Origin of the sequence: Duganella margarita (genome assembly GCF_009857535.1) — a bacterium.
Lineage (GTDB): Bacteria > Pseudomonadota > Gammaproteobacteria > Burkholderiales > Burkholderiaceae_D > Rugamonas > Rugamonas margarita.
In genome coordinates, this window is record NZ_WWCS01000017.1 from 75,300 (window position 1) to 86,536 (window position 11,237).

Sequence of the window (11,237 nt, forward strand, 5' to 3'; positions counted from 1 at the left end):
CCGGCAGGCGGGGAATGTGGCCAGCGCTTGAAGCACTTTCAAGCTGGGATTGAATATCTCTAGCGCGCGCCGCCGGCGTCGACGATGGCGCCGCTGACGTAAGAGGACTGCTCGCTGAGCAGCCACAGGATGGTTTCGGCGATTTCCTCCGGCTGGCCGCCGCGTCCCAGCGGCACGCTGGCCGCCAGCTTGTCGACGCGGTCCGCATCGCCGCCGCTGGCGTGGATCTCGGTGTAGATAATCCCCGGCCGCACGCAGTTGACGCGGATGCCTTCCGGGCCGACTTCTTTGGACAAGCCGAGCGTCAGCACATCCACCGCGCCTTTGGACGCCGCATAGTCGACATACACGTTGCCGCCGCCATGGCGCGACGCGCCCGACGAGACGTTGACGATGCCGCCGCCCTGCCCGCCGCGCACGGTGGACATGCGGCGCACCGCCTCGCGGCTACACAGGAAGTAGCTCAGGACATTGGTATTCAACACGCGCTGCAAGCGTTCGGCCGACATATCGGCCAGCTTGCCCTGCTGTTCCAGCACGCCGACGTTGTTGACCAGCGCCGTCAAGGGTCCCAGTTGCGCGTCGATGGCGGAGAACAGGCGCAGCACATCAGCCTCGATGCCGACGTCCGCCTGCACCGCGATGGCCTCGCCGCCTTCAGCTTCAATCTGTGCGCGCAGGCGTTCGGCGGCGGCAGCGTTGCTGACGTAGTTGATGCACACCGCATAGCCGCGCCGGCTGGCCAGCAGCGCGGTCGCGGCGCCGATGCCACGGCTGCTGCCGGTCACTAGGAGCACTTGCTTCATTTACTTCTCAGGGCTGAGGTGGGACATCGCGTACGTCAGATGCTGCCACCAGTGATCGCGCGATTGCACGCTGCGCAGGCACTTTTTATCCAGCTCGGTCTTGAAGATCGGGTCGCGGCACTGCTTGGTGATCAGCGCATTGCGCTGGTTCTCGGCGTTCACCAGGGCCACGCCCAGCCACAGGATCACGCCCAGGAACACAATCACCAGGCTCCACGCCACGTGGTTGATGTAGGACCATTCAAACAAGGTCTCCAGCGCTGGCGAAGATTCCTTGTAAATCTTCATGACCTGCTGTTCGGCCTCTTCACGATCGTTGCGTGGAAATTTCATTGCCCTACCCGTCCTTCCTTGATTACTTTTTGCCGGCGCGTTCCTGCAGCGACTTCGCCACCAGGCTATCCATCACCGCAAACATCGCCGTATGTGCAGCCGCCGCCGAAGTCAGACCATGGCCTGCCACGGCTGGCGAGGTGGTGTAACGGCCGTCGATGACCACCGCCGGCACGCTATCGAGTTTATACTGGTTTGCCACTTGCTGGCCGCGTTTCAATTTGGTCTGCACGCCGAAGGAGTTGAAGGTCTCCAGATACTTGGTCTTGTCCACGCCGTTCTTGACCAGGAAGTCCAGCAGCGCCTGATCGGTGTTGAGGCGGTTGTGATCGACGTGGATGGCGCGCAGGATTTTTTCATGCAGGCCGTTGCCCAGCAGGTTCATCGACTCCAGCGTGTAGAACGCCTTGGCCTGCGGATCGTCGCCCATGTGCATGCGGCGGAACACGATCTTGTCGCTGTTCTTCTTGACCCACGCGGCCAGGTCCGGGTCCAGCGCGTTGCAGTGCGGGCAGTGGTACATGAAGAACTCCAGCACTTCAACTTTCTTGCCGGTGTCCGGCGCCGGGCCGTTGACCGAGTTGTAATCCAGGCCATCCTTGAAGTCGGCGGCGGATGCGCCGGCGGCAGCGGCCATAAAGGCAACGGTGGCAATCAGTGGACGCAGCAAATTGAGCAGACGCATAACTATCCTTCAAGTGTGAAATAAGTGGCAAACGCGGGGAGATTACCACTTTTCCGCGGCTTCGGCCGGGGTATTAAGCCAGCCTTAAGGCCAGCTTGGAACCGGGTTTAAAACTCATAGCGGGCCGACAGTTTCAGCTGGCGGCCATCAGCTGGATAAATGCTGCCCTTGCAATCGAACGCCTGCGAGAAGTAGTGCTTGTCCGCCAGGTTCTGGCCCGACACCGCCCACTCCCACTGGCCGAACTTGCGCGCATAGCGGGCGTCCAGCGTGGTGAACGACGGCATCTGGCCCGAGCAGCTGTTGTCGAAGTCCGAACCGTAGCGTTGCTTGTCCACCCACTGTGCGCCGACATCGGCGGTCTGGCCGCTGCCCGGGATCCAGCTCAGACGCGCGGTCAGCACGTTCTTCGGTACCAGCACCATTTCGCGGCCGTTGTTGACGCCTTCGCGGAACTTGGCCTGCACATGCTGATAGTGGGCGTTGACGGTCCAGGCAGCGGCGATGCGTTGCTCCGCATCCAGCTCGAAGCCCTGGCGACGGGTCGGGTCCAGATTGGTGTTGGCGCCGAAGCCGAAAACCGATTTCACGGTTGGATCGTAGAAGATTTCGTTGGTCAGGTTGTTGCGGAACACGCGTGCGGTGACCTTCTGCATGGCGTTGGCGTAGCTAGCGCCGACTTCCGCATCGTGCGACTGTTGCGCCGCCAGCGCCTTGTTGGCCACCGGCGTCTGAGCATTTTCGTCGGCATTGGCCACGCGGTAACTCTGTCCCAATTTGCCGAACACCGTCAGGCTGGTTACCGGCATGTAGCTCGCTTGCAGCTCCCACGCGTTCAGGCCCTGCACCACGTTGTAGCCGGCGAAGGCCAGCGGGTCGGTAAAGTCCTTGTCGAAGATTTCGCGGCGCACGCCTGCCGAGATGCGGCCTTCATGCACTGGATCAAAGCGCAGTTCATCGCGAAGGTAGATCGCCTTGGATTTCTGGTCTGCGTCAGCGGCCGAGTAACCCGCCTCGGTAGTGCGTTCCCATTTGATGAAGTCGACGCCGGCCACCAGCTCATTGACCATGCCGTTGACTGCGCCAAGCTTGCGCACGCGCGGCGAGAATTGCAGCTGCCTGCTGTCGTAGGTGGCGGTCGATGGGAAGCCGCCGAACACATAAGTCGACTGCACGGTCTTCTTGCGGTACGACAGGTCGGCGGCGACATCGTGGCCGAACAGGCGGTACTGGCCGGACACGGTCAGGCGGTCGCTGTCGAGCGAGCCGTTGTCGTTTGGGGTGTTGGTCTGGCGCGGATTGGCTTTAAATTGCGCTTCGGTCAGCGAACCGGCAAAGCGCATGTCCTGGCGCGCGCCTTCGTAGCGGAAACCGATGCGGTCGAATTCATTGGCGTACCACTGGGCGCCGCCGCTGAAGTTGGTCTGCTTGAAGTCATTGTTGTCGCGGTAGTTGTCAGTGCGCTGGTGGTCCAGCGTGGCGTCGGCGGCGAAGCCGTTCCAGGCCTGGGCGGCGGAAATGCGCGCCTCGCCCGCGTGGAACTGGCCGCCCTGGAGGAACACGCTGCCACGGCTGCTGTATTGGCCCGAACGCTTGGTGACGATGTTGATCACGCCGGCGGTGGCGCCGTCGCCGTACAACACGCTGGCGCCGCCGCGCAGGATTTCGATGCGCTCCACGGTGTCGATCGGGATGGTCGACAGGATGGCGTTGCTCAGTTCGTTTTCCGACAGGCGCACGCCGTCCACCACGATCACCATGTTCTGGCTGCTGTTGGTGCCGAAGCCGCGCAGATCGAGGCCGTAGTCCGGGCTGCCGTCCAGGCTCTGGCGACCATACACGCCGCCGATCTTGCGGATCGCCGCGTTGACGTCGCTGGAGCCGGCGCGGCGGATCTCGTCGGCGCTGATGATGGTGGCGCCGATCGGCGCCAGCGACGGCTCGGCGTCAAAGCGGGCGCCGGTGACCACCACCGAGGTCAGGCCGGCACCGGCGCCGGCATCGTCAGCCTGGGCGGCGAAGGGTACGGCGAAGCACAGGGAAACAGCGGCAGCCAGCAGGCGCGGGCGAAATACGGAGGCGTTCATGATTTGTCATTTTCAAAAGAGACGTCCGCCTGCGTCCCCGCAGGCTGGAGGTGTACGGAAGCCGCGCTGCGACCTCCCCCTGATCTGGCCGATATCCGGGCTGGCACGGCGATGTCGCCGGCGTTACCGTTGCGGGGGCAGCACACCTTGGCCGGCGCACGAAGGGCGACAGCGGCTTTGTGTTTCCCGTTTAACCTCACCTGCTTGCGCACGGCGGGCACCAGAAGCCGGCATTATACGCCTGACAAGGCGCGCCATCGATCATTCAGGATTTCGATACGATCCATCTATATTTACCCCATTGATACCGGAGGCTGGCGTACTTATAGTGAAGGATGAAAGGAACTCCTATGACACTCCCTACTTATTTCCTGTCTCACGGCGGCGGCCCATGGCCGTTCATGATGGACCAGGTTGGCCATCTGTACGCCAAGCTGGATGCGTCGCTGCGCGATATTCCGCGCCAGATCGGCGTCACGCCGAAAGCGCTGCTGGTGATTACCGCGCACTGGGAGGGCCGCGATTTCATGCTGTCGTCCTCGCCGAAGCCGCCGATGATTTACGACTACGGCGGTTTTCCGCCGCATACCTACGAGGTGCAGTATGCCGCGCCGGGATCGCCGCAGCTGGCGGCGCAGGTGAAGGACTTGCTGGAAGCCGGCGGCCACACGGCGGTGCTGGATGACCAGCGCGGTTTTGACCATGGCACCTTCAGCGCGCTGTATCCGATTTATCCGAACGCGGATGTGCCGGTGGTGCAGCTGTCGCTGCGCTATGGCCTCGATCCGAAGGAGCATCTGGAGATCGGCCGTTTGCTGGCGCCGTTGCGCGACCAGGGTGTGCTGATTATCGGCAGCGGGCTGAGTTTCCACAATCTGCGCGCGTTCAATGCGGCCGGCGCGTCGGCCTCGCATGCGTTTGACGCGTGGCTGCAGCAGACCATGGCCTTGCCGCCACAGGAGCGCGCGGCGCAGTTGATGCAGTGGGAACAAGCGCCGGCTGCGCGCATGGCGCATCCGCGTGAAGAGCATCTGCTGCCGCTGATGGTGGTGCTGGGCGCGGCCGAGCAGGAAGCCGCCGCCATGCCGTATCACGAAGATGCGTTTATGGGCGGACTGGCCGTCAGCAGTTTCCGCTTCGGCTAGCGGTCCAGGCTCCGCCGGCGTGGCATGGGTTCCCGCGTTTGCGGGAACGACGGGGTCAGGTGCCGCGCTTGCCGTTGGCGGCGGCCTTGGCTTTTTCGGCGGCGATGGCGGCTTTTTCAGCTGCCTTCGCTGCCATTTCGGCTTCGTGCTGCTCCAGCCGCACGCGGCGCGTCTCCGGCGTTTCCAGCGAGATGCGGCCCAGGATGCCGCTGCGGTAGTCGCCCAGGAAGGTGTGCGACGCCTTTTCGTAATCCAGGTCGCCGCCCTTCTGCCGGAAGCCGCGCTTCAGGCCGACGCCTTCCACCACGCCGATCGCATCAAACGTTTCGATGTCTTTAAAGCCGTAGCGCGCCACCAGCAGTTCCGGATAGTGCACCAGCAGCTCGCCGGCCAGGAACTCCGCCACTTCTTCTTCAATCAGCGCGTTCGAGCCGATCGCGTGGCTGGCTGCCAGCATCAAACCATCGCTCGGCAGCGCGATTTTCGGCCACAGCATGCCGGGCGTGTCGACCAGCACCGTGTTCTTGTCCAGATAGAGCTTCTGCTGCTGCTTGGTGACGGCCGGCTCGTCGCCTACTTTGGCCACGCGTTTCTTCAGCAGCGCGTTCATCAGCGTCGATTTGCCGACGTTGGGAATCCCCATGATCATGATGCGCAGCGGCTTGGTCGGCACGCCGCGGTGCGGCGCCAGCTGCTTGGCCAGGTCCGGAATGCGCGCCACGTCGGCCGGCTTCTTGGTGGTCATCGCATACGCGGTCACGCCTTCCTGGGCGTTGTAGTACGCCACCCAGGCCGCCGTGGCGGCCGGATCGGCCAGGTCGATCTTGTTGAGGATCTTCAGGCACGGCCGCTGGCGGAACTTGCGCAGCTCCTCCACCATGGGGTTGGTGCTGGCTTCGGGCAGGCGCGCGTCGACCACTTCGATCACCAGATCGGTGTTTTCCATCTGTTCCGCCGCCTTCTTCCTGGCGGCGTTCATATGCCCTGGGTACCATTGTATCGACATGCTCTGACCTTCAAAAACGTTCTGACAACCCGCTATTTTACCTGCTAACCAGCCCGGTATTCGTTTATCATGGGGCGCCTTACTTTCAAAATTATACAAACAACAACTCCGGAGTGCTGAAGATGAGCATAGCTGCACCGTCCAACCCGAAGGAAATCACCCTGCGCGGGATTATTCTGGGCATTCTGATTACGCTGGTATTTACCGCCGCCCAGGTCTACCTGGGCCTGAAGGTCGGCCTGACCTTCGCCACCTCGATCCCGGCCGCCGTGATCTCGATGGCCCTGCTGAGCGCTTTCAAGGATGCCACCATCCAGGAAAACAACATCGTGCAGACCATCGCCTCGGCTGCCGGCACGCTGGCGTCGGTGATTTTCGTGCTGCCTGGCCTGTTGATGATCGGCTGGTGGGCCCACGTGCCGTTCTGGCCGACCTTTGGCGCCTGCGCCATCGGCGGCGTGCTGGGCGTGATGTACACGGTGCCGCTGCGCCGCGCGCTGGTGTCGCAATCGAACCTGCCGTATCCGGAAGGCGTGGCCGCCGCCGAAGTGCTGAAAGTCGGCATGGCTTCGCGGGCCGGCGCCGCTGAAGGCAAGGCCGGCCTGCGCGCCGTGATCTGGGGCGCGCTGACGTCGGCGCTGTTTGCCGCCGGCGCCGCCGCCAAGCTGATGGCCGCCGAAGTGTCGATCTACTTCCGCACCGGCGCCGGTGCAACCGCTGGCGCCACCGGCATCGGCGCATCGAGCTCGCTGGCGCTGATCGGCGCCGGCCACCTGATGGGCATCACCGTCGGTGTCGCCATGGGTGTCGGCACCATCATTGCCTGGGGCGTGCTGGTGCCGCTGATGACCAGCCTGACGCCGGCCGCCGCTGGCGTGGACGCCGCCGGCCATGCGCTGGGCGTGTGGTCCAAGGAAGTGCGCATGATCGGCGCCGGCGTGATCGGCATCGCCGCCATCATCACGCTGGCCGGCCTGGCCAAGCCGATCCTGGGCGGCCTGAAGTCGGCCATGGAGACCGCGCGCAAAGCCAAGCTGGAAGGCGCGGTCATGGATCGCACCGAAATGGATATGCCGATCTACATCGTCGGCCTGGTGACGCTGATCGCATTGGTGCCGGCCGGCTGGCTGCTGGCCAGCTTCCTGCAGGGCGGCCCGCTGATGTCGCTGGCCGTGCCGCTGGTGGCGGTGGGCGTGGGCTACATCCTGATCGCCGGTATCTTCGCCGCCGCCGTCTGCGGCTACATGGCGGGCCTGATCGGTTCGTCGAATTCGCCGGTGTCCGGCATCGCCATCCTGACCATTCTCGGCGCCGCGCTGAGCGTGGGCTTCGTCGGCCGCAGCGTGATGGGGCCGGAAGTGGCGCAGGCGCTGATCGCCTTCGCGCTGTTCGTCACCACCGTGGTGCTGGCCGTGGCCGTGATCGGCAACGACAACCTGCAGGATCTGAAGACCGGCCAGCTGGTCAACGCCACGCCATGGAAGCAACAGGTCGGCCTGCTGATCGGCGTGGCCGCCGGTTCGTGCGTGGTGCCGCCGGTGCTGGAGCTGCTGAACCACGCCAACGGTTTCGTCGGCGCGCCGAATCTGGACGCGATTTCCAACGAACCGCTGGCCGCGCCACAGGCGCTGCTGATTTCCACGCTGGCCAAAGGCGTCATCGGCGGCAACCTGGACTGGAAGCTGCTCGGCTATGGCGTGCTGATCGGCCTGGCGCTGGTGCTGATTAACTTCCTGCTGAAAAAATCCAGCAACGACAAATACAGCCTGCCGCCGCTGGGCGTGGGCCTGGCGATCTACCTGCCGAGCGCCGTCATCACCCCGGTGGTGATCGGCGCCGTCGCCGGCTGGGTGTTCGACCGCGCGGTCGAGAAACGCGCCGGCGGCGAATCGGCCAAGCGCATCGGCGTGCTGGTGATGTCCGGCTTCATCGTCGGCGAAAGCTTGTTCAACGTCGCGCTGGCCGGCCTGATCGTGCTGTCCGGCAAAGGCGAGCCGCTGGCCATCGCCAACAGCATGAGCGAAGGCACCACCATGACCATCGCGCTGGTGGTCGGCACCGCCATCGTCTGGAGCCTGTACCGCTGGTCGGCCAAGAACGGCCGGGCAGTGCATCAGCAATAAACCGGCTTGCCGGCGTGGGGAACTAATTGCTAATAGACAAATAATTAGTTGCCATTTATGATTGCGTAATTACCAATTGTAAAAGGCTTGCCGTGATCCCACGCCGTGTAACGTCCCTCCTGCTGCTGGCCGGCGCCCTGCTGGCCAGTCCGGTCTTCGCGGCGCCCAGCGCTGCGAGCTTCTTTCAGACGCCGGCAGCCAATCACGTCGAGCTGTCGCCCAAGGGCGGCTATGTGACCATGGTGACCACGCTGCCCGGCGGCGCCAGCGTGCTGACTGTGCACGACACCGCCGACACGGCCAAGTACAAGCACATCATCCGCACCTCCAACGAGGAGGTGATCATCGCGGTCCACTGGATCAACGAGAACCGTGTCGGCTTCACCATCAAGAACCGCCGCATCGAATTCAACAGCAACCTCGACGAAATGGCGGCCGACCGCGACGGCGGCAACCTGACGCATCTGATCACCGGCAACTTGCAGCACCAGCAAGAGGCGACCGGCAGCTTTATCGCCAGCAAGCTGCTGACCTCCGACTACGCCTTCTTCGACGTCCTGCACGACGGTTCGGACGACATCCTGCTGAAGAAGTACTTCTGGAATAACATCGATCCCGCGCCCGACCACGCGCGCCTGTACCGTCTGAACACCCGCACGCGCCAGTTGCGCGGCCTGGAAGGCACGCAGCCGACCTCGGCGCTGGAGTGGCTGGCCGACAACCACGGCGTGCCACGCGTGGCGGTGTCGCAGCGCAAGGGCCGCTGCATCACCGCCTACCGCCCCAACCTCGGCGGCGAGTGGCGTGAACTGGACAACGACGACTGCATCGTCGGCAAAGGCTTTTCGCCCGCCTTCTTCGACGGTGACGACACCCTGTACGTGCAAGCCAACCACAAGGGCTATGGCGCGCTGTTCCGCTACGACCTGAAAACGATGAAGACCGACGCCGAGCCGATCGTCTCGGTGCCCGGCTTCGACTACCGCGGCGAGCCGGTGATCGACTACGCCAGCCGCCGCCTGGTCGGCCTGCACCTGTACACCGACGCCGGCACTACCTACTGGATGAATCCGGCACTAAAGGCCGAGCAGGCCAAGATCGACGCCATGCTGACCACCACCACTAACAGCGTCTTCTGCGCCGAGGAGTGCCTGACGGCGCCGGTGCTGCTGGTGGTGGCATCGTCCGACCGCCAACCGAAGCAATACATCATCTATCACCGCGACAGCGGCAAGATGGACGGCCTCGGCTACGCCCATCCCGACATCAAGGCCGCCGAGATGGGCCTGCGCGATTTCCACCGCTTTACGGCGAGTGACGGCCGCAGCATCCCGGCCTATGTGACGCTGCCGCCCGGCAAAGCCAGCGGCCCGCGGCCGACGGTGGTGCTGGTGCACGGCGGCCCGGCGGCGCGCGGCGCGTATTGGGATTGGGAGCGCGAGGCGCAGTTCCTGGCCACGCGCGGCTACGTGGTGATCCAGCCGGAATTCCGCGGCGGCACCGGCTTCGGCGCCGACCACTTCAACGCCGGCCTGAAGCAATGGGGCATGGCCATGCAAACCGATCTGGTGGACGCGGCGCAGTGGGCCGTCAAACAGGGCTGGGCTGATCCGAAGCGCATCGGCATCATGGGCGCCAGCTACGGCAGCTATGCCACGCTGATGGGGCTGATCCAGAATCCGGAAGTATTCCGCTGCGGCGTGGAATGGGCCGGCGTCACCGACATTGACCTGCTGTTCAGCACCAGCTATTCCGACGCTTCGCAGGAGAACCTGAAGTACGGCATGCGCACGCTGATCGGCGATCCCGACAACGCCACCGACGCCGCCCGCTTCCGCCAGTATTCGCCGCTGCTGCGCGCCGCCGAGCTGAAACAGCCGCTGCTGATGGCGCACGGCCTGGAAGACAGGCGCGTGCCGATCGTGCACGCCACCCGCTTCTACGACGCCGTCAAGCGCAGCAATCCGAACGTCGAGCTGATCACCTATCCCAACGAAGGCCACGGCTGGAGCAAAGAAGAGACCAGCATCGCCTTCTGGCAGCGGGTTGAAACCTTCCTCGACAAGAACCTCAAACAGGCGCCCTGACGGCGCCGGCGCTGGCTTAGATCTCGGCCAGCGCCTTCAAATGGGCGACCACGCTGCGGCCTAGCGCCGACAGATTGTAGCCACCTTCCAGGCAACTGACGATGCGGCCCTTGGCGTATAGCCGGGCCACGTCCATCATCTGCTCCGTGATCCACGCGTAATCCGCCTCCACCAGCCCCATGCCGCCGATGTCGTCCTCGCGGTGGGCGTCGAAGCCGGCCGAGATGAAGATCATCTCCGGCTGGAAGGCGTGCAGCGCCGGCAGCCATTGTTCCGTCACAATCTGGCGCACCACGTCGCCCTTGGTGTAGGCCGGCACCGGCACGTTGACCTGGTGGTCGGTGATCGGCTGCGGATCGCAGTACGGATACAGCGGATGCTGGAAGAAGCTGACCATCAGCGCGCGCGGCTCGTTCTTGAAGGCTTCTTCGGTGCCGTTGCCGTGGTGGACGTCGAAATCGACGATGGCCACACGCTGCAAGCCGCGCACGTCCAGCGCGTGCTTGGCGGCGATGGCGACGTTGTTGAACAGGCAGAAGCCCATCGGTTCGACCGGCCGCGCGTGGTGGCCGGGCGGACGCACCGAGCAAAACGCGTTGTCGATTTCACCGTCGATGACGGCATTGGTGGCCGCCACCGCCGCCCCGGCCGCGCGCTGGGCGGCGCGCCAGCTCCAGGCGTTGAGCGAGGTGTCGCCGTCGATCGGGTAGGTGTCGCCTTCGGCCGGCACGTTGTCGCGCACGATGGCGATGGCGTTGGCGCTGTGATTGCGCGCCAGGTCGGCCGGATCGACCAGCGGGGCTTCGCGGTGGTCCAGCAGGTCGCTGATGTGCGAGCCAATCAGCTGGTCGGCGATGGCTTGCAGGCGCGCCGGCGATTCGGGATGCCAGTCGCCCATGTCGTGGCGCTGGCAGTCGGGATGGGTGTAAATGGCTGTGCTCATGTGACTTTGGTGTCTCGTTTTT

General features: G+C 64.2%; 9 protein-coding genes and 1 riboswitch. Of the genes, 3 read left to right on the plus strand and 6 right to left on the minus strand.

Features of this window, described 5'->3' with window-relative positions; all coding sequences use genetic code 11:
- Window positions 1-59: 59 nt before the first annotated feature.
- The 4 genes from GTP55_RS22335 to GTP55_RS22350 form a co-directional block, all read right to left on the minus strand.
- Window positions 60-806 carry an SDR family oxidoreductase gene (locus GTP55_RS22335; RefSeq protein WP_161047032.1) on the minus strand — a complete coding sequence of 249 codons (747 nt, stop codon included), beginning with the start codon at window positions 804-806 and terminating at the stop codon, window positions 60-62.
- Window positions 807-1,139, minus strand: a complete 333-nt coding sequence (locus GTP55_RS22340; protein WP_161047033.1) for a hypothetical protein — start codon at window positions 1,137-1,139, stop codon at window positions 807-809.
- 22 nt (window positions 1,140-1,161) lie between these two features.
- A complete protein-coding gene (locus tag GTP55_RS22345; protein WP_161047034.1) occupies window positions 1,162-1,824 on the minus strand; it encodes a thiol:disulfide interchange protein DsbA/DsbL in 663 nt (220 codons plus the stop codon).
- Between the two features lie 107 nt (window positions 1,825-1,931).
- A complete protein-coding gene (locus GTP55_RS22350; protein WP_161047035.1) occupies window positions 1,932-3,911 on the minus strand; it encodes a TonB-dependent receptor in 1,980 nt (659 codons plus the stop codon).
- A 69-nt stretch (window positions 3,912-3,980) separates the two neighbouring features.
- Window positions 3,981-4,151: riboswitch (cobalamin riboswitch) on the minus strand.
- 110 nt (window positions 4,152-4,261) lie between these two features.
- On the opposite strand from GTP55_RS22350, the gene GTP55_RS22355 reads away from it, so the two are divergent.
- On the plus strand, window positions 4,262-5,056 hold the full coding sequence (locus GTP55_RS22355; RefSeq protein ID WP_202423824.1) for a DODA-type extradiol aromatic ring-opening family dioxygenase: 795 nt from the start codon (window positions 4,262-4,264) through the stop codon (window positions 5,054-5,056).
- A 55-nt stretch (window positions 5,057-5,111) separates the two neighbouring features.
- Here the strand turns inward: GTP55_RS22355 and ylqF are convergent, their stop codons facing one another.
- The gene (ylqF, locus tag GTP55_RS22360) at window positions 5,112-6,062 is read right to left on the minus strand and encodes a ribosome biogenesis GTPase YlqF (protein ID WP_161047037.1); all 951 of its coding nucleotides are present in this window, start codon (window positions 6,060-6,062) and stop codon (window positions 5,112-5,114) included.
- A 122-nt stretch (window positions 6,063-6,184) separates the two neighbouring features.
- Between ylqF and GTP55_RS22365 the strand changes: the two genes are divergently transcribed.
- Both GTP55_RS22365 and GTP55_RS22370 read left to right on the plus strand, forming a co-directional pair.
- Window positions 6,185-8,185 (plus strand): OPT family oligopeptide transporter, encoded by a 2,001-nt coding sequence (locus tag GTP55_RS22365; RefSeq protein WP_161047038.1) that lies wholly within the window; start codon window positions 6,185-6,187, stop codon window positions 8,183-8,185.
- Window positions 8,186-8,277: 92 nt separating this feature from the next.
- A complete protein-coding gene (locus tag GTP55_RS22370; RefSeq protein ID WP_371868406.1) occupies window positions 8,278-10,272 on the plus strand; it encodes an alpha/beta hydrolase family protein in 1,995 nt (664 codons plus the stop codon).
- Between the two features lie 16 nt (window positions 10,273-10,288).
- On the opposite strand, the gene GTP55_RS22375 is transcribed toward GTP55_RS22370, so the two are convergent.
- Window positions 10,289-11,215 carry a histone deacetylase family protein gene (locus tag GTP55_RS22375; protein ID WP_161047039.1) on the minus strand — a complete coding sequence of 309 codons (927 nt, stop codon included), beginning with the start codon at window positions 11,213-11,215 and terminating at the stop codon, window positions 10,289-10,291.
- Window positions 11,216-11,237: the final 22 nt, after the last annotated feature.

What these genes read in the sequence shown, in the direction of transcription:
- ylqF (WP_161047037.1), bottom strand. Translation starts at nt 6,062, where the DNA reads ATGTCGATACAATGGTACCCAGGGCATATGAACGCCGCCAGGAAGAAG.
- GTP55_RS22365 (WP_161047038.1), top strand. Translation starts at nt 6,185, where the DNA reads ATGAGCATAGCTGCACCGTCCAACCCGAAGGAAATCACCCTGCGCGGG.
- GTP55_RS22345 (WP_161047034.1), bottom strand. Translation starts at nt 1,824, where the DNA reads ATGCGTCTGCTCAATTTGCTGCGTCCACTGATTGCCACCGTTGCCTTT.
- GTP55_RS22340 (WP_161047033.1), bottom strand. Translation starts at nt 1,139, where the DNA reads ATGAAATTTCCACGCAACGATCGTGAAGAGGCCGAACAGCAGGTCATG.
- GTP55_RS22355 (WP_202423824.1), top strand. Translation starts at nt 4,262, where the DNA reads ATGACACTCCCTACTTATTTCCTGTCTCACGGCGGCGGCCCATGGCCG.
- GTP55_RS22375 (WP_161047039.1), bottom strand. Translation starts at nt 11,215, where the DNA reads ATGAGCACAGCCATTTACACCCATCCCGACTGCCAGCGCCACGACATG.
- GTP55_RS22335 (WP_161047032.1), bottom strand. Translation starts at nt 806, where the DNA reads ATGAAGCAAGTGCTCCTAGTGACCGGCAGCAGCCGTGGCATCGGCGCC.
- GTP55_RS22350 (WP_161047035.1), bottom strand. Translation starts at nt 3,911, where the DNA reads ATGAACGCCTCCGTATTTCGCCCGCGCCTGCTGGCTGCCGCTGTTTCC.